General features: G+C 73.4%; 17 protein-coding genes. 16 read left to right on the forward strand and 1 reads right to left on the reverse strand.

The annotated features are described in order from the left end of the window. Positions 1–88: 88 nt before the first annotated feature. Genes EMA17_RS21520 through iolD form a run of 7 tightly spaced genes read left to right on the forward strand, consistent with a single transcriptional unit; the run spans position 89 to position 7813 of the window. A complete protein-coding gene (locus EMA17_RS21520) occupies positions 89–1084 on the forward strand; it encodes a sugar ABC transporter substrate-binding protein (protein ID WP_126638708.1) in 996 nt (331 codons plus the stop codon). After that, positions 1081–2202 carry an ABC transporter permease gene (locus EMA17_RS21525; RefSeq protein ID WP_218042958.1) on the forward strand — a complete coding sequence of 374 codons (1122 nt, stop codon included), beginning with the start codon at positions 1081–1083 and terminating at the stop codon, positions 2200–2202. The genes EMA17_RS21520 and EMA17_RS21525 overlap by 4 nt, the downstream gene beginning before the upstream one ends. Beyond that, the gene (locus EMA17_RS21530; protein ID WP_246126807.1) at positions 2199–3074 is read left to right on the forward strand and encodes an ATP-binding cassette domain-containing protein; all 876 of its coding nucleotides are present in this window, start codon (positions 2199–2201) and stop codon (positions 3072–3074) included. The genes EMA17_RS21525 and EMA17_RS21530 overlap by 4 nt, the downstream gene beginning before the upstream one ends. Positions 3075–3088: 14 nt before the next feature. Further along, positions 3089–4126, forward strand: coding sequence for a 5-dehydro-2-deoxygluconokinase (gene iolC / locus EMA17_RS21535; RefSeq protein WP_126638835.1), 1038 nt, complete (start codon positions 3089–3091; stop codon positions 4124–4126). Continuing rightward, a complete protein-coding gene (locus tag EMA17_RS21540) occupies positions 4123–5040 on the forward strand; it encodes a Cgl0159 family (beta/alpha)8-fold protein (RefSeq protein WP_126638709.1) in 918 nt (305 codons plus the stop codon). The genes iolC and EMA17_RS21540 overlap by 4 nt, the downstream gene beginning before the upstream one ends. Next, complete coding sequence (gene iolB, locus EMA17_RS21545; RefSeq protein WP_126638710.1) at positions 5037–5939, forward strand: 5-deoxy-glucuronate isomerase; 903 nt, start codon at positions 5037–5039, stop codon at positions 5937–5939. Before EMA17_RS21540 ends, iolB begins: the two co-directional genes overlap by 4 nt. Then, positions 5936–7813 carry a 3D-(3,5/4)-trihydroxycyclohexane-1,2-dione acylhydrolase (decyclizing) gene (gene iolD / locus EMA17_RS21550; protein ID WP_126638711.1) on the forward strand — a complete coding sequence of 626 codons (1878 nt, stop codon included), beginning with the start codon at positions 5936–5938 and terminating at the stop codon, positions 7811–7813. The genes iolB and iolD overlap by 4 nt, the downstream gene beginning before the upstream one ends. 58 nt (positions 7814–7871) lie before the next feature. Here the strand turns inward: iolD and EMA17_RS21555 are convergent, their stop codons facing one another. Next, positions 7872–8699 carry an inositol monophosphatase family protein gene (locus tag EMA17_RS21555; RefSeq protein ID WP_126638712.1) on the reverse strand — a complete coding sequence of 276 codons (828 nt, stop codon included), beginning with the start codon at positions 8697–8699 and terminating at the stop codon, positions 7872–7874. Between the two features lie 493 nt (positions 8700–9192). Here EMA17_RS21555 and dnaK point away from each other — a divergent pair, with 493 nt between their 5' ends. The 9 genes from dnaK (at position 9193) to EMA17_RS21600 (ending at position 20913) form a co-directional block, all read left to right on the forward strand. Continuing rightward, entirely contained in the window at positions 9193–11061 is a 1869-nt protein-coding gene (dnaK, locus tag EMA17_RS21560; protein WP_126638713.1) for a molecular chaperone DnaK, read from the forward strand. Beyond that, entirely contained in the window at positions 11058–11585 is a 528-nt protein-coding gene (gene grpE, locus EMA17_RS21565; protein WP_126638714.1) for a nucleotide exchange factor GrpE, read from the forward strand. Before dnaK ends, grpE begins: the two co-directional genes overlap by 4 nt. Further along, the gene (locus EMA17_RS21570; protein ID WP_126638715.1) at positions 11582–11884 is read left to right on the forward strand and encodes an acylphosphatase; all 303 of its coding nucleotides are present in this window, start codon (positions 11582–11584) and stop codon (positions 11882–11884) included. Before grpE ends, EMA17_RS21570 begins: the two co-directional genes overlap by 4 nt. A gap of 103 nt (positions 11885–11987) precedes the next feature. Further along, on the forward strand, positions 11988–12254 hold the full coding sequence (locus EMA17_RS21575; protein ID WP_126638716.1) for a DUF1876 domain-containing protein: 267 nt from the start codon (positions 11988–11990) through the stop codon (positions 12252–12254). Positions 12255–12509: 255 nt separating this feature from the next. Further along, on the forward strand, positions 12510–13319 hold the full coding sequence (locus EMA17_RS55385; RefSeq protein WP_126638717.1) for a LuxR C-terminal-related transcriptional regulator: 810 nt from the start codon (positions 12510–12512) through the stop codon (positions 13317–13319). A gap of 168 nt (positions 13320–13487) precedes the next feature. Next, positions 13488–15524 (forward strand): AAA family ATPase, encoded by a 2037-nt coding sequence (locus tag EMA17_RS21585; RefSeq protein ID WP_126638718.1) that lies wholly within the window; start codon positions 13488–13490, stop codon positions 15522–15524. Continuing rightward, the gene (locus tag EMA17_RS55390; RefSeq protein WP_126638719.1) at positions 15524–18016 is read left to right on the forward strand and encodes an eCIS core domain-containing protein; all 2493 of its coding nucleotides are present in this window, start codon (positions 15524–15526) and stop codon (positions 18014–18016) included. Before EMA17_RS21585 ends, EMA17_RS55390 begins: the two co-directional genes overlap by 1 nt. Beyond that, entirely contained in the window at positions 18013–18924 is a 912-nt protein-coding gene (locus EMA17_RS21595; RefSeq protein WP_160161491.1) for a Pvc16 family protein, read from the forward strand. The genes EMA17_RS55390 and EMA17_RS21595 overlap by 4 nt, the downstream gene beginning before the upstream one ends. Before the next feature lie 21 nt (positions 18925–18945). Further along, positions 18946–20913: a phage tail sheath subtilisin-like domain-containing protein gene (locus EMA17_RS21600; protein ID WP_126638721.1), complete on the forward strand. Its 1968-nt coding sequence runs from the start codon at positions 18946–18948 to the stop codon at positions 20911–20913. Positions 20914–20968: the final 55 nt, after the last annotated feature.

Here is a 20968-nt window from a genome sequence, read left to right on the forward strand (position 1 = left end):
ACGTCACGCACTCGTCGCCGCCAGGCACCCGACCCTCATCCTCATCACCTCCCCCGAACGTCCCGAACGTCCTGACGAGGAGTATTCGATGCCCCGACGTTCCCTCGGATTCGCCGCAGCCATCGGCGTGTCCGCACTCGTCCTCGCCGCCTGCAGCAGTCCCTCCGGTTCGGACCCGGACACCAAGAACACCGCGAACAGCGCCCCGACGGTCGCGGCCAAGGGCAACAACACGGTGGCCGTGATCACCCACGGCTCGGCCGGTGACGCGTTCTGGAGCGTCGTCCAGAACGGCGCGCAGGACGCCGGCAGGAAGCTGGGCGTCGACGTCCAGTACCAGGGCAACGGCGACCCGGCCGGCCAGGCCCGGTTGATCGACAACGCGGTCACCCAGGGGGTGGGCGGGATCGTGGTCTCGATGGCCAACCCGGACGCGCTGGCCAACTCGATCAAGGCGGCCACCGCCAAGGGCATCCCGGTGATCACCATCAACTCGGGGCAGAGCAGGTCCGCCGAGTTCGGCGCCATCGCGCACGTCGGCCAGGACGAGTCGATCGCCGGCGAGGCGGCCGGCGCCAAGCTCAAGCAGGCGGGTCGGACCAAGATGTTGTGCGTCATCCACGAGGCGGGCAACATCGGCCTGAACCAGAGATGCGACGGTGCCAAGGCCGGCTTCGGCGGCGCGACGCAGACCCTCCAGGTCGACATCGGCAACCCCACCGACACCCAGGCCCGGATCCGCGGCGCGCTCCAGTCCGACTCCTCGATCGACGCCGTGCTCGCGCTCAACCCGCAGGTCGCCGCGGTCACCGTCGGCGCGGTCGGCGACGCGAACTCCAAGGCGCAGATCGCCACGTTCGACCTCAACCCGGACGTGGTCACCGCGATCAAGGGCGGCAAGATCGTCTTCGCGGTGGACCAGCAGCAATACCTCCAGGGCTACCTGCCGGTGACGATGATCAAGCTGTACCGGGACAACGCCAACACCGTCGGCGGCGGCAAGCCGGTGCTGACCGGCCCCGGATTCGTCGACAGGAACAACGTCGACGCGGTGGCCGGATACGCACAGCGGGGGACGAGATGACCACGACGCCACCGTCGAAGCCCGCACCCACCCCTTCGCCCACACCCGCGCCGCCCGCGGAGACCTCGGGCGGCGCCGCCCCGGGGCCCGCGGGCGCCGGCGACGAGCGGGTGTCGCCCGTGAACCTGGCCCACCGACTGCTCGTGCGGCCGGAGTTGGGCTCGCTGATCGGCGCAGTGCTGGTCATGGTGTTCTTCTCGGTCGTCGCCGACGGCTTCTTCACCGCCGCCGGCGCGGCGACCTGGCTGGACGACTCGGCCACCCTGGGGATCATGGCGGTCGCCGTGGCCCTGTTGATGATCGGCGGCGAATTCGACCTGTCCGCCGGGGTGATGACCGCCTCGACCGCGCTGATCACCGCCATGCTCGCCACCCGCGCGGGCTGGTCCGTCTGGCCGGCGCTCGCGGTGTCCCTGCTGTTCGCCCTCGCCGTCGGCGCGCTCAACGGCTGGCTGGTGGTGCGTACCGGGCTGCCCAGCTTCATCATCACGCTCGGCACGTTCCTGGCCCTCCAGGGCCTCAACCTCGGCGTCACCCGGCATGTGACGAACAGCGTCCAGGTCAGCGGGATGCGGGCCACCGACGGCTACGAGTCGGCCGGGCGGTTCTTCGCCTCGACGATGGCCGTGGCCGGCACCGAGATCCAGGTCTCCGTGTTGTGGTGGCTGCTGTTGGCCGCGCTGGCCACGTGGGTGCTGGCCCGTACCCGGTTCGGCAACTGGATCTACGCCGTCGGCGGCGCTCCGGTGAGCGCGCGCAACGTCGGCGTCCCGGTGGACCGGACCAAGATCGTGCTGTTCATGAGCACCGCCGCGGCCGGCTGGCTGGTCGGCTCGATCAACATCCTGCGCTACACCTCGGTCCAGGCCAATCAGGGCATCGGGCTCGAATTCCAGTACATCATCGCGGCGGTGATCGGCGGCTGCCTGCTCACCGGCGGCTACGGGTCGGCGATCGGCGCCGCCCTGGGCGCGCTCATCTTCGGCATGGCCCGGCAGGGCATCGTGTACGCGAAGTGGAACAGCGACTGGTTCCAGCTCTTCCTCGGCGTGATGCTGCTCGCCGCCGTGCTGGTCAACAACTCCTTCCGGCGCCGCGCGGAAAGGTCCCGCCGATGACGAACACCACTCCCGAACCCCGGCCGACCGGCGCCGAACCGGACACCCCCGCCCCGCTCGGTTCGGGTGCCACCCGGGCCGGCGCCCGGGCCGGACACCTGCTCGAACTGCGCGGAGTGGGAAAGCGGTTCGGCAATGTGATCGCGCTCGACGACGTGTCCACCTCGGTCGACGCCGGCGAGGTGACGTGTGTCCTGGGGGACAACGGCGCGGGCAAGTCGACGTTCATCAAGATCCTGGCCGGCGTACACGCCAACGACAGCGGCGAGTACCTCGTCGAGGGTGCGCCGGTGCACTTCCACTCGCCCCGTCAGGCGCTGGACCGGGGGATCGCCACGGTCTACCAGGACCTGGCCGTGGTGCCGCTGATGAGCGTGTGGCGCAACTTCTTCCTCGGCTCCGAACCCCGAAAGGGACGCGGGCCGTTCGCCCGGCTCGACATCACGCGGGCGCGCGACACCGCGCGTCGGGCGCTGCTCGACATGGGCATCGACCTGCGCGACGTGGAGCAGCCGGTGGGTACGCTCTCCGGCGGCGAACGGCAGTGTGTCGCGATCGCCCGGGCCGTGCACTTCGGCGCCAAGGTGCTGATCCTGGACGAGCCCACCGCCGCGCTCGGTGTCAAGCAGGCCGGAACGGTGCTGCGCTACATCGCCCGGGCGCGCGATCGTGGTCTGGGCGTCGTGTTCATCACCCACAACCCGCATCACGCGCACCCGGTCGGGGACCGGTTCCTCCTGCTCAACCGCGGGCGCAGCCAGGGCAGTTACACGAAGGACGAGATCACTCTGGCCGAACTCACCCGGCAGATGGCGGGCGGCGCGGAACTCGAGGCGCTGGCACACGAGCTGCATTCGGGAGCCAAGGCATGACCGGGGACGCGGGCATGACCGGGTCCACGACGGAGCCGGAGCGCGGCGGGCCGGTCGACACCGGGCCCGAGGTGCTGACCGTCGGACGGGTCGGGGTGGACCTGTACCCGAGGGAGAGCGGGGTCCCGCTCGACCGGGTCGAGACCTTCGCCCGGTCGCTGGGCGGCACCGCCACCAACGTGGCGGTCGCCGCGGCCCGGCTCGGCCGTCGATCGGCGGTGTTGACCAAGGTCGGCGCGGATCCGTTCGGCACCTTCGTCCGCGACGCGCTGACCGGGTTCGGCGTCGATCCCGCCTGGGTGTCCACGCACGAACGGCTGCTGACGCCGGTGGTGTTCTGCGCGCTCGACCCGCCGGAGGATCCGCCGCTGCTGTTCTATCGGCTGCCCACCGCGCCCGACCTCACGCTCACCGACGCGGACGTGCCGTGGGATCTGGTCCGGCGGGTCCCGGTGTTGTGGGTGACCGGGACCGGCGCCAGTGTCGAGACCTCGCGCGGCACCCATCTGCGGATGCTGGCCGCGCGCGGCCGGCGCGAGCACACCGTGCTCGACCTCGACTACCGGCCGATGTTCTGGCCGGACCGGGACACCGCCTCGCGGCACATCGGCGCGCTCGTCGACGAGGCCACCGTGGTGGTGGGCAATCGGGCCGAGGTGGAGGTCGCGGTCGGCACGGCCGATCCGGACGAGGCCGCGCGGCGGTTGCTCGCCCGGGGGGTGCGGCTGGCCCTGGTCAAGAAGGGCGCCGAGGGTGTCCTGGTGGCCACCGCCGAGGGCAGCCACACGGTGGCGCCGCGCCCGGTCGAGGTGGTGTGCGGGCTCGGCGCGGGGGACGCGTTCGGGGGCGCGCTCGTGCACGGTCTGCTCTCCGGGTGGGATCCGGTGCGGATCGCCGAATTCGCCAACGTCGCCGGGGCGCTGGTGGCGGGGCGGCTCGCGTGCGCGGACGCGATGCCGACGCCGGAGGAGATGGCGGAATCGGCGACCGCACACGAAGCGAACACGAACCACCCGATCGTGGACCACCCGATGTTGGAGACCCGAACGTGATCAGCGACCACGACTGGAACACCCTGCTCGCGACCCGGGCGAACCGGCCCGACGCGGTCCTCGCCGCGTACGACGAGCGCCGTCGCCGACCGGGCCTGCTCTCCCCGCACGGCACCCTCTTCCTGGTCGCCGCCGACCATCCCGGCCGCGGCTCGCTGGGGGTGGGTGGCGACGCGCTCGCCATGGCCGACCGGCGCGACCTCCTCGACCGTCTGGTCACCGCCCTGGAACACCCGGATGTGGACGGGGTGTTGGGCACGCCCGACGTGATCGAGGAGTTGCTGCTCCTGGGTGTGCTGGAGGACAAGGTGGTGATCGGGTCGATGAACCGGGGCGGTCTGGCCGGCGCGTCCTGGGAGATCGACGACCGGTTCACCGGGTACGACGCCGAGGCCATCGACCGCTACCGGCTCGACGGCGGCAAGATGTTGTTGCGCATCGTGGACGCCGACGCCGGCACGATACCCACGTTGGCGGGCTGCGCGCGGGCGGTGAGCGAACTGGCCGACCGGGGGATCCGGGCGATGATCGAGCCGCTGCCCTATCGGCGCGACGCGTCCGGGCGGCTGGTCCTGGACCGGTCGACCGAGGCCAACGTACGGGCCGTGACGGTCGCGTCCGCGCTGGGGACGACCTCGGCCTACACCTGGCTGAAGTTGCCCGCGACCGACGAGCCGGACAAGGTGGCCGGCGCCACGACCCTGCCGACCGTGGTGCTGGGCGGGGTGCCGTCCGCCGATCCGCGGGCCGATCTGTCCTCGTGGGGCCGGGCGCTCGCGCAACCGGCGGTGCGCGGACTGGTGGTGGGCCGGGCGCTGCTGTATCCGGCCGACGGGGACGTGCGCGGCGCGGTGGACGCCGCCGCGCGGGTCCTGCGTGCGGCCAATCCGCGCGCGGCGGAGGTGATCGTGTGAGCGACGCGCGACTGTTCCACCCGTGGGGTACGGCGGGCGGGGCCGACGACCCGGTGCTGATCACGCCCGAACTGGCGGGCTGGCGCTACAGCGGCCTGCGGGTGATCCACCTGCCGCCGGCCGGCCGGCGGGTGCTGGCCACCGGGGACCACGAGGTGGCGGTGATCCCGCTGGCCGGTGGGCTGACCGTGGAGACCGAGGGCCGTCGGTTCGAACTCGCCGGACGCGAGACGGTGTTCACCGCCGTGCCGGACTTCGCGTACGTCCCGCGCGACGCGGAGCTGCGGTTGGGCTCGGCGCACGGGTGCGAGGTGGCGTTGGCGTCGGCGCGGGCGACCCGACGGCTGGATCCCGCGTACGGGCCGGCCGCCGCGGTGCCGGTCGAGGTGCGCGGCGCGGGTCGGGCCACCCGGCAGGCGAACAACCTGCTCACGCCCGACGCGTTCGACGCGGACAAGCTGGTGGTCTGCGAGATCCTGACCCCGGACGGCAACTGGTCGTCCTTCCCGCCGCACAAGCACGACGAGGCGAGCGCGCACGAGTGCGTCAACGAGGAGATCTACTTCTTCCGGGTGGCCGGCCGGGACGGGCGCACGCCCGACCGGGAGGGTTTCGGGCTGCACCGCACGTACACCGCCGACGGCTCGATCGACGAGACGGTGACGGTGCGCGACGGTGACGTCTTCCTGGTCCCGCGCGGCTACCACGGTCCGTGCGTGGCCACCCCCGGACACCACCTCTACTACCTGAACGTGATGGCCGGACCCGCCGCCGAACGCGCGATGCTCGCCTGCGACGACCCCGCCCACCACTGGGTACGGGACAGCTGGGCCGGACAGCCCGTCGACCCGCGCTGCCCGCTCACCTCGCCGCCCGCCCCCGACGGAGGAATCCGATGACGACGCCCGGTGCCACCGTGCGGCTGACCACCGCCCAGGCCCTCGTCCGCTGGCTGATCGCCCAGGGGAGCGAACTCGTGGACGGCCGCCGAGTGCCGCTGTTCCCGGGCGTGTTCGCCATCTTCGGCCACGGCAACGTGCTCGGCCTCGGCGACGCGCTGCACGAGGCGGGTGGGCGACTCCCGGTGTGGCGCGGCCAGAACGAACAGGGCATGGCGCTCGCCGCGGTCGGCCACGCGCGGGCGACGCAGCGCCGACAGGTGATGGTCGCCACCTCCTCGATCGGGCCCGGCGCGCTGAACATGGTCACCGCGGCGGGTGTGGCGCACGCCAATCGGCTGCCGCTGCTGCTCCTGGTCGGGGACACCTTCGCGAGCCGGGCGCCCGACCCGGTGCTGCAGCAGGTCGAGCACTTCCACGACCCGGGCGGCACGGTCAACGACGCGTTCCGCTCGGTGAGTCGCTACTGGGACCGGATCACCCGGCCGGAGCAGTTGATCGCCACGCTGCCGCAGGTGGCCCGGGTGCTCACGGACCCCGCCGACTGCGGGCCGGTCACGCTGGCGCTGCCGCAGGACGTGCAGGCGCAGGCGTACGACTTCCCGGTCGCGATGTTCGCGCCCCGGCTGCACCGGCCGGTGCGCCCGCGCCCGGATCTGGGCGAACTGGCCGACGCGGCGGCACTGGTGCGGGCGGCCGCGCGGCCGTTGCTGGTGGTGGGCGGCGGGGTGCGGTACGCGGACGCGGCGGCGGAGGTGCTGGCGCTCGCCGAGGCGCACGGGGTCCCGTTCGCCGAGACGGTCGCGGGGCGCACTTTGCTGCCGCACGAACACCCTTTGCACGCCGGGCCGTTGGGCATCACCGGATCCGCGTCGGCGAACGCGCTCGCGGCGGACGCGGATCTGATCCTGGCCGTGGGCACCCGCCTCCAGGACTTCACCACCGCGTCCTGGACGGTCTTCGCCGCCGACGCGCGCCTGGTGTCGATCAACGCGGCCCGGTTCGACGCGGTCAAGCGCGGCGCGGCGCCGGTGACGGGGGACGCGCGGGAGGCGCTGCGCGAACTCGGCCCGCTGTTGGGCGACTGGCACCCGGATCCGGCCTGGACCGCGCGCGCCGCGAGCGAACGCCGGGCCTGGGACGACACGATCGACGCCCTGCGCGCGCCGGGCGATCCGGCGGATTTGCCGACCTACGCGCAGGTCGTGGGCGTGGTCAACCGGGCGGCCGGGCCGCGGGACTACGTACTCACCGCCGCGGGCGGGCTGCCCGGCGAACTGGTGGGCGGCTGGCGGTCGGTGGGGGCGGTCGGGGCGCCGACGATGGACGTCGAATACGGGTTCTCCTGCATGGGCTACGAGATCGCGGGCGCGTGGGGCGCGGCGATGGCGCGGCCCGAGGGGGTGGTCACCACGCTCCTGGGCGACGGGTCGTATCTGATGCTCAACTCCGAGGTGTACTCGGCGGTGTTGTCCGGGCACCGGTTCGTCGCGGTGGTCTGCGACAACGGCGGCTACGCGGTGATCGCGCGGCTGCAGGAGGGGCAGGGGGCGGCGCCGTTCAACAACATGATCACCGACTGCCGGGGACCGGGCGCCGCGGCCGACCACCGGGTCGACTTCGCCGCGCACGCCGCCGCGTTGGGCGCCGAGGTGTTCACCGCCGACACGGTGGCCGACCTGGAGAAGGCGTACGCGGCGGCCCGCGCGTCGCGGCGGCCGGCCGTGGTGGTGGTGCGGACCAGCCCGGACCACTGGACCGAATCCGGCGCGTGGTGGGAGGTCGGCGTCCCCGAACTCTCCGCCCGCCCGGAAGTGACGGCGGCCCGCCGGCGCATGGACGAGGCGAGGGCGGAACGCGCGGCCCGGGGCTGACCGGGCCCGCGCCGCCGGGCTCGGGTGGATCGCTCCACCCGAGCCCTCGTGCGCGCGATCAGGCCGCGATCGGGCGGGCCGGGAGGCCCGCGCCTGCCCTCGCCTCGGCGAACGAGCGGAGCAGACGATCGTGGATGGCGCCGTTGGAGGCGACCAACTCCCCGTCGCCGGGCTTCCAGTCGTGGCCCTCGAAGGTGGTGGCCCGCCCGCCCGCCTCGCGGACCAGGATCGCGCCGGGCGCCCAGTCCCACGGACCGCAGCGCTGCTCCCAGTAGGCGTCGAGCCGGCTCGCGGCCACCCAGGACAGGTCGATCCCGGCGCAGCCCAACCGCCGCACGTCACGGGTGTCGTTGACCACCGACAGGAACTCGGCCAGGTTGTTGTCCGGGTCGGTGGCCCGGGACGGCGGGAAGCCGGTGGCGATCACGCTGCGGCCCAGGGTGCGGGTGTCAGAGACGTGCAGGCGCTTGCGGCCCTCGTACGCCCCGCGCCCGGCCTCCGCCCAGTATGTTCGGCGCCGCGTCGCGTCCGCGACCACGCCGAGGGCGAGTCGTTCGCCGTCCCAGAACGCGATCGCGCAGGCGTAGTGCGGCAGTCCGTGCGCGAAGTTGGTGGTGCCGTCGAGCGGATCGACGAACCAGGTCGGGCGGGTCAGGTCCAACTCGGCCAGCCCGCCGCCCTCTTCGCCGACCACCGCGTCCTGCGGATAGTGGCTGCCCAGCCAGGCCCGGACCAGCTTCTCCACGCGCAGATCGGTCGCGGTGACCAGGTCGGCGGACGACGACTTGAGCCGGATCCGCCGAGGCCGCCCGGCTCGGCGAATGACCTGGGCGGCCTCTCGGGCGACGCGCAGCGCCGCAAGCGTACGGGGGAGGGGGAAGACCACGGTGACGCTCCTTGCCTACGGCGCTCGATGAAACCGATGCCCGATCGACCACGGAGCACCCACCGGCCCCCACACCCGACCCACGCCCCTCGCCCCACGCGAAGACCGCCCCGACACCGCCTCGCCGCCCTGCAACACCTTGCCCCGACATTATGTCGACCCCCACCCCCCCACCACCACCAAGTTGGCCCGCGCACCGACCTCCCGCGGTCGGCGGCTCCGGGACGCGGAGCCGCACCGCGGTCGTCGCCACGGGTGCGGGCTCGGCCGCGCACGGTGGCCGAGCCGATCGATACCCGCTGTCGGGCGCGGTTACCGGGCGTGGGGTTTGCGGGGGCTCGGGGTGGTGGTTCGTGCGGGGGTGGGTTGAGGTTGGGCTGGTGGGTCATGATGAGGGGGTAGTGGTATCCGTGCGGCCGGAAGGTGCGAGCGTTCGGCGGGTGGACTTGGGGTGGGTGGGGCGTCGGAGCGCGTGACAGTCGAGGAGCCCCCCATGGCACGTCCTGTTGGTATCGATCTCGGTACGACGAACTCGGTGGTCGCGGTTCTGGAGGCCGGTGAGCCCACCGTCATCGCGAACGCGGAAGGGGCTCGGACGACGCCGTCGGTGGTCGCCTTCGCGAAGAACGGCGAGGTGCTGGTCGGCGAGGTGGCCAAGCGGCAGGCGGTGACCAACGTCGAGCGCACCGCGCGGTCCGTGAAACGGCACATGGGCGACAACACCTGGCACTTTCCCGAGACCGGCGACATCGACGGCAAGCGGTACACCGCGCAGGAGATCTCCGCGCGGGTGTTGCAAAAGCTCAAGCGCGACGCCGAGGCGTATCTGGGCGAGAAGGTCACCGACGCCGTGGTGACCGTGCCGGCGTACTTCGACGACGCCCAGCGGCAGGCCACCAAGGAGGCCGGGGAGATCGCGGGTCTCCAAGTGTTGCGGATCGTGAACGAGCCGACGGCGGCGGCGCTGGCGTACGGGCTGGACAAGGTGCGCGACCAGATGATCCTGGTGTTCGACCTGGGTGGCGGCACGTTCGACGTGTCGCTCCTGGAGATCGGCGAGGGGGTCGTGGAGGTCAAGGCCACGCACGGCGACACGCATCTGGGCGGCGACGACTGGGACCAGCGGGTGATGGACCACCTGGTCAAGCAGTTCAAGAACGCGCACGGGATCGACCTGTCCAAGGACAAGATGGCCGTACAGCGGCTGCGCGAGGCGGCGGAGAAAGCCAAGGTCGAGTTGTCCAGCGCGACCGAGACGTCGATCAACCTGCCCTACATCACCGCGTCGCCCGAGGGCCCGCTGCACCTGGACGAGAAGCTGACCCGGGCCCAGTTCCAGCAGCTCACGGCGGACCTGCTCCAGCGCTGCCGGGCCCCGTTCCACGCGGCGATCGACGACGCGGGGATCTCGGTCGCGGAGGTCGATCAGGTGGTCCTGGTCGGCGGGTCGACCCGGATGCCGGCCGTGACCGAGCTGGTCCGGGAGCTGACCGACGGCAAGGAGCCGAACAAGGGCGTCAACCCGGACGAGGTCGTGGCCGTCGGCGCCGCGTTGCAGGCGGGTGTGCTCAAGGGTGAGGTCAAGGACGTCCTGCTGTTGGACGTGACGCCGCTTTCGCTCGGCATCGAGACCAAGGGCGGCATCATGACCAAGCTGATCGAGCGCAACACCACGATCCCGACGAAGCGTTCGGAGATCTTCACCACGGCGGAGGACAACCAGCCGTCGGTGCAGATCCAGGTGTTCCAGGGTGAGCGCGAGATCGCCGCGTACAACAAGCGGTTGGGCATGTTCGAGCTGACCGGCCTGCCGCCGGCCCCGCGCGGGCTGCCGCAGATCGAGGTGATCTTCGACATCGACGCGAACGGCATCGTGCACGTGTCCGCGAAGGACCTGGGCACGGGCAAGGAGCAGTCGATGACCATCACCGGTGGTTCCAGTCTGCCCAAGGACGACATCGACCGGATGATGCGCGAGGCGGAGGCGCACGCGGAGGAGGACCACCTGCGGCGGGAGACCGCGGAGACCCGCAACCAGGCCGAGCAACTGGTGTACAGCACCGAGAAGTTCCTGGGGGACAACGGGGACAGGGTGCCGGCGGACGTCAAGGGCGAGGTGGAGACGGCGCTGACCGCGCTCCGCGAGGCGCTCGCGGGCGAGGACACGGCCACGATCCGCGAGGCGGCGGAACGGGTGAGCACGGTCAGCCAGAAGCTGGGCACCGCGATGTACGCGAACGCCCAGCCGGGCGCGGAGGGCGCGGCCGGGGCGGCGGGCGGCACCTCGGCCGACGTCGACGAGGACGAGGTCGTCGACGCCGAGATCGTCGACGACGACAAACGCGGAGGTGGGACCGCATGAACCGGATCTCCCCCGGCCCGGGACCACTGCCGGTTCCGACCGGGCAGCCACCGTCGCCGATCCTGGCATCGCTGCTGGCCGAGATCGCGGCGCAGCGCGAGCAGGTGACCGAGCGGGTCGACGAGTTGTGCCGGCTCCGGGCGGACTACGACGGCTATCGCCGACACGTACGGCGGGACCGGCTGGCGGTGCGGGAGGCGGCGCTGGTCAACGTGCTCACGCCGCTGCTGCCGGTGGTCGACGGCTTCGACCGGGCGCGGGCCGCCGGTGATCTGACGCCGGGGGTGGCGAGTGTCGTCGACGCGCTGGAGGACGCCCTCGCGGCGCTCGGGCTGCGGGCGTTCGGGGCGGTGGGCGATGTGTTCGATCCGTACGTGCACGACGCGTTGGCGCTGCACGTGGCGACCGGGGTCGATCCGCCGATCTGCTCGACCGTGCACGAGCCGGGGTATCGGGTGGGGGACCGGCTGCTGCGTCCGGCCCGGGTGACGGTGACGGGGCCGCCGCCGGCGGGTGCGCGATGAGTCGCCGGCGGGTGGTCGTGTCGGGGGACGTGCAGGGCGTCTACTTCCGGGACACGTGCCGCGGTACCGCGGAGCGGCACGGCGTCGCGGGCTGGGTGCGCAATCTGCCGGACGGCACGGTCGAGGCGGTGTTCGAGGGCGCGCCGGACGAGGTCGCGCGGCTGACGGCGTGGACCGGGCGCGGGCCGTCGTTGGCCGTCGTCGACCGGGTGTACGTGTACGACGAGGATCCGGTGGAGGAGGGGCTGGTCGGGTTCGAGATCCGCCCGACACCGGTTCCGCGTGAGCGATTGCGGTAAAACTACCGATTCGTGGCGGATTGAACCATCCTGGTGGGAGGGGGGGAAAGCGGCGGCGGCGACGGAGTGGACCGACGGAGTCGGGGGCTTGGAGGCGGCAGGTATGCAGATCGTGGGATGGCACATAGAGATGGAGTTCAAGGAGGACGGCAAGCGCACCGAGGCCGCGGCGCTGCTGCGCCTGCGCGACGGTACGGAGCTGCGCTCGCACGCGCACGCCAGTCGGTATCCGGACGACCCGGATCAGCCGGCGGTCGGCGAAGAGATCGCCGCGGCACGGGCGTTGACCGACCTGACCCGGCAGCTGCTGGACAAGGCGGCGGGCGAGATCGAGTCGTCGACGAGTCGGCCGGTTCACTCGCTCGCCTGAACGGCGCGGGGCCGACCGGGCTCGACGGGGCCGGTGCCGACCGGCGGCGAACCGCCGACCGGCACCGGCCCCCGCGCGTTCCGGCCGGGACGGCGGGCGAATGACGGGTGGTCGACGGTGGGTGGTTCTAGGGTGTGTTTCGGGGGATTCGGCGGGTATCCACTACCCGGGTCTCTCGATGTGATCGATCGATTACCTTGTGTGCTCACGTGTTGGTTGTTGCGGGCCGCGACCGCGGGGGGTAGAGCAGAGCCGATGAGTGTGGCGATCGAGGTACTCGTGATCACCCCGGTCCGGATCTATCGCGACGCCACCGTGCGGGCGCTCGCCGACGAACCCGCGTTGCGGCTGGTCGGGTCGGGTGGCTCCGCCTCCGAGGCGGTCGCCGGCGCACGGCGGCTGCGCCCCTCCGTACTCCTGCTGGACCTGAGCACGCCGGACAGCATTCCCGCGATCCGCGCGATCCGCCGCGGGTCGCCGCAGACGCGGCTGATCGCGATGGGCGTGGACGAATCCCGCGACGACGTGATCAGCGCGGCCGAGGCGGGCGTGGCCGGGTTCATCGGCCGCGAATACTCGCTCCCGCAGACCGCCGCCGCGATCATCGGCGTGGTGCGCGGCGAGGCCTCGTGCAGCCCGCGGATCGCCGCGCTGCTGCTGCAACGCGTACAGTCCCCGGCCGTCGTCGCACAGCGCACCGGGCCGGCGCTGCCCGAGACGCTGACCGCGCGCGAGCGGGAGATCCTGTTCCTGATCGCCGAGGGCAGGACCAACCACGAGATCGCCCGGGGCCTTTCCATCGGCCTGTCCACGGTCAAGACCCATGTGCACGCCGTACTGCGGAAGTTGGGCGTCCCGCACCGCGAGGCCGCCGCCGGCCTGCTGCGAGCCACGCCGACCGGCGAACCGCTCGGCCGCGCCCGGGTGGAGGCCGACGGCGCACCGGATCGAGCGCTCGGCGCACCGCGCACCGTGCCGCCACCCCAGTGGGGCTCGCGCGCGCCGCGCACCCGACGGGCGCCGGACCACGAACAACACGCCGGTGGCGGGCCCGCGGCCGGGTAACCGGGTCCTCGGGGGCGCGACGGGCCCACCCGATCGGGTGGACGACGCTCTCCATCCGAGGTGGAGGCGGACGGAGTCGGCCGGTGGTGGAGGTCTACTCCTCCGCTCGGCGAAGATCGACCCGGCGGGTGGATGACGCGCTTCGGGCCGATGATCAACGATCGCGACATGGCTGTTGCCGGCTCGATCGGTTCGAGCGCACCCGTGTTCCCCGACCTCTCCGACCTGGAGCGGTGGATCGCGGACGTGCTGGCCCGGGCGGTGCAGGCCAACGGGCCGGAATCGGGCGAGAGTTCGTTGGAACGCCTGTACCCCTCCCACGGCGAGGTGCGCGCGGCGCTGGCGGGCGCGCCACGGCCGGCGCCGGTGCTGATCACCGGCCCGCCGCTGCCCGCCCACCTGGCGCTGCCGCTGGCCCGGCGCGGCTTCGACCCGTTCGACCTCGCCGCGCTCGCGCTGATCCTCGCCCCCGAACTCGACCCGGCGTACGGCCGGGCGATCGCCTGGCTGCAACGCGACTCCGGGCAGCCGTACCCGACGCTCGACCTGCTCGCCCGGCTGTGCTGCGAGACCGGGGAGGACCGGGCGGCGGTCGCGGTACGGCTGTCCGCCGCCGGTCCGCTGCTCCGGTGCGGGCTGGTGGAACCGGTCGGCGGGCGCCCCGGACCCTCCTACGCGGGCGCCGTGCGGCCCTCGGCGGTGCTGCTGCGCCGGTTGTTCGCGATCAGCCGACTCGACGACGCGCTCGCGCCGTTCGCGACGGTGGACGCCTACACGCCGGTCGAGGCGCCCGACCCGATCGCCGCCGAAGCGCTGGTCGCCCGGCTGGTCGGCGACGCGCCCTCGCTCACCCACCTGTCCGGCGCGCCCGCCGCGACCTGCCTGGACGTCGCGTGGTGGAGCGTGGCGCGGGCCGGCCGGCGGGTGCTGACCGTGCGGCCCGAAGCGCTCGCCGATCCGGCCCTGCTGCCCGGCCTGGCCGCCGAGGCGCTGCTGCGCGAGGCCGTACTCGTGGTGGACACGCACACCGGCGGCCCGCCCGACGCGGTGTGGGACCGGTTCACCTACGCCGTCGTGGTCGGCGGCCCCGACACCCTCGCGCCCACCGGGCCCGACGTGCCGGCCGAGCGGGTGGCCGCGCTGTCGGTCCGCCGCGCGGTCGGCGTGCCCGGCGGCCTGGCCACCGCCCTGGCCGCGCACGGCGTCGAGGTCGCGAGCACGCCGGGCGCCGACCCGCTGGCCGGCTGGACCCACCTGGCCGGGCCGGAGTTGCGGCACACCCTGGACGCGGTCGCCGCCCGGGCCCGCGGTCGAGCCGAGCCCGGCGCGCCGCTGCGCACCACCGCGACCGAGGTCGCCGACGTCGCGGCCCGGATCACCGGCGGCGAACTGGGCCGACTCGCCACCCGGTTGGGCACCTCCGACGACTGGTCCGCGCTGATCGTCCCCGACGACGTCGGCGCGCGGCTGCGCGACGTATGCGCCCATCTGAGCGCCCACCGCACGGTGCTCGACGCCCCCGGCTTCGCCGACCGGCCCGGCCTGGGCCGCGGTGTGTCGGTGCTGTTCGCCGGACCCAGCGGCACCGGCAAGACGCTCGCCGCGCGCCTGGTCGCGGGCCGGCTCGGGCTGCCGCTCTACCGGGTGGACCTGGCGTCGGTGGTGTCCAAGTACATCGGCGAGACCGAACAGAACCTGGACGCCGTGTTCACCGCCGCCGCGCGCACCGACGCCGTGCTGCTGTTCGACGAGTGCGACGCGCTGTTCGGCAAGCGCAGCGAGGTGCACGACGCGCGCGATCGCTACGCCAACCTCGAAGTGGCCTACCTGCTCCAGCGGTTGGAGGACCACGACGGGCTCGCGGTACTGGCCACCAACCTCCTGCACCACATGGACGACGCGTTCATCCGCCGGCTGACCTACTGCGTGCACTTCCCGTTCCCGGAGGCCGCCGAGCGGCGGCGGATCTGGCAGGGCGCCTGGCCGGCGGCGCTGCCCCGGGACGTGGACGTCGACCCGGCCGAACTGGCCGAGCACTACCCGCTCTCCGGCGGCCACATCCACAACGTCGCGGTCGCGGCGGCGCACCTGGCCGCCGCCGAGGGGCGCGCGGTGGACCGGGCGGTGGTGCTCCGGGCGATGGAGCGCGAATACGACAAGATCGGCCCGTCCCCGCAGGCCCCCGCCACGATCGGGGCGCGGTGATGGCGGCGCCGACGAAGGCGGGGGACACCGCTTCGCACCTGCCGGCCGAGTTGGAGGCGCGCGCCGAACGGGCCCGGCCGCTGGACGCCGCGCTGCGCGGCTCGATGGAGCGCTCGTTCGGCACGTCCCTGGGCGACGTGGTCGTGCACACCGACGCCGACGCGGCGGCGTCGGCCGAGCACCTCGACGCGAAGGCGTACGCGGTCGGCCGGCACGTCGTGTTCGGCCCCGGGCGCTACGACCCGCACTCGACCGCGGGCCGGGCGCTGATCGGCCACGAACTCGCGCATGTGGTGCAGCAGCGCCGCGGCGGCCCGCGGCCGGGGCCGCGCGGCGTGCACCCCTCGGGCACCGCGGCCGAAGGCGCCGCGCACACGGCGGGCGCCCGAGCCGCCGCCGGCCTGTCCGCCCCGGTCGCGGGCGGCACCGCGCCGGGCGTGTCCCGGGCGCCGAAGAACGAGGCGGAAGAGGAGGCCGAACGCGCCGAACTGCGGGAGAACCGCGCCGCGGCGATGGTCGCCTTGGGCGCCACCGAGGGCGTCGCGCTGGAGGTCACCGGCGCCGTGGACACCCTGATCGGCCTCGGCTACGGAGCACACGACGCGGGTCGCCTCGGCGTGCGCAAGGCGGCCTCGCTGCTCGGGCTGTCGGGCGACCAGACGACGGTGGTCCAGGCGTGGTACGAGGGGGCCTCCGGCGGGTTCGTCCTGGACGCCGTGCGTGACCGGGCCAAGGCGGCGGGGCTGGTCGACCCGTACACCGGCGTACCCGCGCTCTCGCCGGGGGTCACGAAGGCGGGCGACCTGACCGAGGCGTACTTCGACCGGGTCAGCGGCGGCCACGCGCCCGACGACGGCAGTCTGTTCAGCGACCGCGAGCTGACCCAGATCGCCGTGCAGCTCGGGGTGAAGACCATCCTCGCCTACACCGGAGGAGAGGAGGTGCTCCTCGCGCTCAAGGTGTTGGGCGTGGCGAGTTCGGTCGAGGCGATCCTGAACGCGATCAACGCCAATCCGGAGGGCTGGCCGTCCGATTCGCGGTTCTGGCTCCAGGTCGTCGGCGCCGTGCTCAACGTGGCCGGACTGGCCGCGTCGTCGGCGGGCAAACGATTGGCGGCGTTGCTGCTCGACGCGGCGCTGGCCACGCTGTCGACCGCTCCGGCCGTGCGGAAGTTGTGGGTGGACTGGAAGGGCGCGCACGGCCCGGACCGCGACGCGGTGCTCGAACAGGACCTCAAGGACGTGGTGCGGGCGCTGATCGCGGTGATGCACCAGATCCTGCTGCACGCCGCCGGCTACCGACGCTCGAAGGCACCGGGCGGGGGCGGTACGGAAGGCGGCGCCGGCCGCGAGCATGCCGGGCCGCCCGTGAGGCAGCCGCAGCCGGCCGCCGACGCGCATGCCGGCCCGCCGCCGGCGCCCGCGCACGCCGGTGCCGGGACGGCACCGGCCGGGGCGACCACGGCCGGCCCGGCGACACCCGCGCCGCCCGCCGCCGCGCCGGCGGCGGCGCCGAAGCCGGCCGGGAAGTCCGGTGGGAAATCGGGCGGCGTATCCGGCGGCGCGAAGGCGCCCGGCAGGAAATCGCCGGGCAGGCCCAAGACCGCGTCGGCGGACCCGAAACCCGCCCCGTCGACCACCGGACCGGCTCCGATCGAGCCCGCGCCCGGCACGGCCGCACCTGCGGAGGCGACGACGAGCGCCGCGAAGCCGACAGGCGCGAAGGCCACGACAAAGGCCCCGGCAGCCAAGACCCCCGGCCGCAAGGCGCCCGCACGAAAGGCACCCGCACGGAAGCCGGCCGGGAAGAAAGCCGCCGCGCGGAAGGCGACCCCGGAGAAGACCGCGGCGGAGCGCAAGACCGCCGCCGGCAGCGGCTCCGCCGAGGCCGGACGGACCGAGGGCACCCCGGTCGAGCCGACCCGACGGGAGAGGCGGCAACTGGTCAAGGACGTTCGCGCCCGGGCCAAAGCGCTGCGGGCGGAGGCGCGGAAGGACCCGTCCGCCGTGGACCGGCTGCGCGATCTGTACGAGGGCCAACCCGACCACGTGCTCGGCGCGTTGAGCGACGACCCGGTGGCCGCGCAGGTCCGGGACCGCCGCCGGGCGCGGCAGCAGAAGGACGAACTCGCCAGGATCGACGCGAGCGACTTCCGCCCGCCGCACGAGGCCACGGTCCGCGTGCTCGACCCCGACGGGAGCGTCGTGCACAACGAGTCCCTGCGCAGCGGCGGCGTCACCCCCGAACAGCGTGCGGCACGCGGCCTGAACCGGGCCAACCAGGACAGTCACACCGAGGCCAAGGCGGTGACGCGGGTCCCGCTGACGGCCGGTCAGCGGATGTACATCACCGGCCAGTACGACCCGTGCGGATCCTGCCGGGCCGCCATGCAGGCGGCGGCCCTGCGCAGCGGCGGGCGGATCAACTACTGGTGGCCCGGCGGACCACCCGAAGGCATCTGGTTTCCGCTCGGCTCCGGCGGTGCGCGGTGATCGACATCCTCGACCTGATCATCCGCGAGACGCTGATCGCCGGCGTGCCCGGTCTGACCGGTGCCCGGATCGGTTTCCAGCCACCCGACGACGACTGGCGGCAGCGGGTGGGCGCGAGCCAGGGCGTCTGGGTCAACTGCGCGCTGGTCGATCTGCGCGAGGACCGGCACATGCGGCAGAACATCCGGCGGCGGATCACCACCGGCGCGGTCACCGTGGAGCGGCCCGAGCCGGCGCGGATTCGCTGCCACTACCTGATCACCGCGTGGAACGCGGCCAAGGACAGCCCGCAGATGCCCGCGACCGAGCAGGAACACATGGTGCTCGGCGCGATCCTGGCCGTGCTCCTGCACGCCGACCCGCTGGTCGCCTCCGCCGTGCTGACCCCCGATCAACTGGCCTCTGTACCCGAGGTGTTGCGCGAGGCGGAACTGCCCGTCGAGGTGGTGCCGCCGGAAGGGTTCGGCAAACTCGCCGAGTTCTGGGGCACGGTCGGCCGGGCCACCTCGTGGCACCCCGCCGTGTACCTGATCGTCACCATGCCGGTCCCGGAGGCGGACCGGCGGATCGACGGCGTGGTGCACACCGTGCTCACCTCCTACCAGGGCACGCCGCCCGACGGGCCCGTCGAGCAACTGGCCGACGTGGGCGGACTGGTGCTCGACGCCACGGCCGGCCCGGGGATGCCGCCGGTGCCGGTGGCCGACGCCCGGGTCGTGCTGCTCGACGCGGCGGGCGGCGAGGCGGTCCGTGCCCGCAGCGGCGCCGACGGGCGCTTCGTGGTGGTCGACGTGCGGCCCGGCGCCTACACCGCGCTGGTCACCGCCGCCGGACTGCCGCCACCCGCGCCCACCCCCGTCCAGGTCCCCGGTTCCCCCGACGCGCTGATCGAACTGCGCTTCACCTGATCACCTGAGAGGACGTCCGCCATGGCCGTGCAGGTCTCGTACCCCGGCGTCTACATCGAAGAGACCGAGCCCGCCGCGCCCATCCAGGGCGTGTCGACCAGCGTCGCGGCGTTCATCGGCATCAGCGCGCAGGGGCCGATCGCCGAACCCACCCTGGTGACCAGCCCGGACGCGTTCACCGCGCTGTTCGGCCCGCCCGTCGACGGCGGCGACGTGCCCTACTATCTGCCGCTCGCCGTGGACGGCTTCTTCCGCAACGGCGGCACCCAGTGCTTCGTGCTGCGCGTGGGCACCGCGACACCGGCCGGGATCGACCTGCCGGCGCGGGCGACGGGGGCGCCGGCCGCGGCCCGGGTGGTGGCCCGTCTCGACGGGCCCGACGGCGAGGGCGGTTCCGTGCGGATCGCCGACTCCAGCGCGCTGGCCGCCGCGTTGACCGCGGCCGGCGCCGGTACCGACCTGCCCGTGGTCCGGGGCAGCGCGAGCATCACCGCCGTCGACGCCACCCGGCGCGTGCTCACCGTGAACGCGGTCGACGGCCTGGCGGTGGGCGATCGGGTGGTGGTGGCCAAGGGCACCGATCGGCAGACGTCGCGGGTGACGTCGGTCCAGGCGCCGGACACGGTCGTGCTGGCGAGCGGCCTGTCGGGCACGGTCGACTTCGCCGGCGGCACCGTGACCGGTGACGATCTCGCCGCCGGGGACACCGTGTTGCGGCTGACCGTGCCCGCCGCGATCGCGCTGCGCCCGCTGGTCCCGGTCGGCTCCTCCGTGCGGATCTCCGACGGCACCAACACCGAGTGGGGCATCGTCGCGGCGGTCTCCAACGACGCGATCACCCTGCGCAAGCCGCTCGCCAAGGCGTACCGGCTCACCGCGCCGACGCGGGTGGCCACCGCCGAGTTCGACCTCACCGTCACCGACCGCAACGGCCGGGCCGTCGGGTATCCGGGACTGTCCACCACCCCGTCGCATCCGCGCTGGTGGGGCGGGCCCGCGGTGACGAGCGACTACCTGCGGATCGTGATCGCGGCCGACGCGCCGATCCCGGCGGGCGATCCACGCCCCAGGGCCGGGACGTACGCCCTCGCCGGCGCCGTGGCCGACGTGCCCGCCGGCTCCTGGGCCGACGTGGCGAACAAGATGCCCCAGCACCTGAACCTGCTCCGCCCGATCGACGAGATCAGCCTCGTACTCGCGCCGGGCTGCACCGACACCGGCGCACAGCGGGCGATCGTCGAGCACTGCGAGTCGTTGTACGACCGCTTCGCGATCCTGGACAGCCTGCCCGGCGTGGACGTGGTCACGGTCAAGGCCCAACGCGCCGACCTCACCGGCGCGTTGGACAAGGGATTCGCGGCGCTCTACTACCCGTGGATCCAACTCCGCGACCCCGCCAAGCAGGCGGTGGTCGTGCACCCGCCGTCCGGCCACCTGGCCGGGATCTACGCGCACACCGACGCCACCCGCGGCGTCCACAAGGCCCCGGCCAACGTCGGCATCGCGGGCGCGCTGGGCCTGGAACGGCGGCTGAGCGACGCGGATCAGGGCCTGCTCAACCCCGACGGGGTCAACGCGCTGCGCATCCTGCCCGGACGCGGATCGCCGGTGGTGTGGGGTGCGCGCACCACCGCGGGAGATCGCAATTGGCAGTACGTGAACGTGCGACGGTTGTTCCTCTACCTGGAGGAGTCGATCCAACTCGGGCTGCGCGGAGCGGTGTTCGAGCCGAACGACCTCGAACTGTGGGGCAAGCTCAAGCACACCCTCACCGAATTCCTCACCCGGGTCTGGCGCGACGGCGCGCTGTTCGGCGCCAAGGCCAAGGACGCCTTCTTCGTCCGCATCGACGAGGCGCTCAATCCGCCGAGCACCCGCAAACTCGGGCTGCTCCACATCGAGATCGGCGTACAGCCGGTCTACCCGGCCGAGTTCATCGTGGTCCGGATCGGCATCTGGGACGGCGGCGCGGAGGTCAGCGAGCAGTAGCGGGCGCCCGGCGGCGCGACACCGACCGGTACGAACACCGACCGGCACGACAGGG

It is taken from the genome of Embleya hyalina, assembly GCF_003967355.1.
GTDB lineage: Bacteria > Actinomycetota > Actinomycetes > Streptomycetales > Streptomycetaceae > Embleya > Embleya hyalina.

Coding starts and splice junctions, on each gene's coding strand:
- EMA17_RS21520 (WP_126638708.1), top strand. CDS start 89: ATGCCCCGACGTTCCCTCGGATTCGCCGCAGCCATCGGCGTGTCCGCA.
- EMA17_RS21525 (WP_218042958.1), top strand. CDS start 1,081: ATGACCACGACGCCACCGTCGAAGCCCGCACCCACCCCTTCGCCCACA.
- EMA17_RS21530 (WP_246126807.1), top strand. CDS start 2,199: ATGACGAACACCACTCCCGAACCCCGGCCGACCGGCGCCGAACCGGAC.
- iolC (WP_126638835.1), top strand. CDS start 3,089: ATGACCGGGTCCACGACGGAGCCGGAGCGCGGCGGGCCGGTCGACACC.
- iolD (WP_126638711.1), top strand. CDS start 5,936: ATGACGACGCCCGGTGCCACCGTGCGGCTGACCACCGCCCAGGCCCTC.
- dnaK (WP_126638713.1), top strand. CDS start 9,193: ATGGCACGTCCTGTTGGTATCGATCTCGGTACGACGAACTCGGTGGTC.
- grpE (WP_126638714.1), top strand. CDS start 11,058: ATGAACCGGATCTCCCCCGGCCCGGGACCACTGCCGGTTCCGACCGGG.
- EMA17_RS21570 (WP_126638715.1), top strand. CDS start 11,582: ATGAGTCGCCGGCGGGTGGTCGTGTCGGGGGACGTGCAGGGCGTCTAC.
- EMA17_RS21575 (WP_126638716.1), top strand. CDS start 11,988: ATGCAGATCGTGGGATGGCACATAGAGATGGAGTTCAAGGAGGACGGC.
- EMA17_RS55385 (WP_126638717.1), top strand. CDS start 12,510: ATGAGTGTGGCGATCGAGGTACTCGTGATCACCCCGGTCCGGATCTAT.
- EMA17_RS21585 (WP_126638718.1), top strand. CDS start 13,488: ATGGCTGTTGCCGGCTCGATCGGTTCGAGCGCACCCGTGTTCCCCGAC.
- EMA17_RS55390 (WP_126638719.1), top strand. CDS start 15,524: ATGGCGGCGCCGACGAAGGCGGGGGACACCGCTTCGCACCTGCCGGCC.
- EMA17_RS21600 (WP_126638721.1), top strand. CDS start 18,946: ATGGCCGTGCAGGTCTCGTACCCCGGCGTCTACATCGAAGAGACCGAG.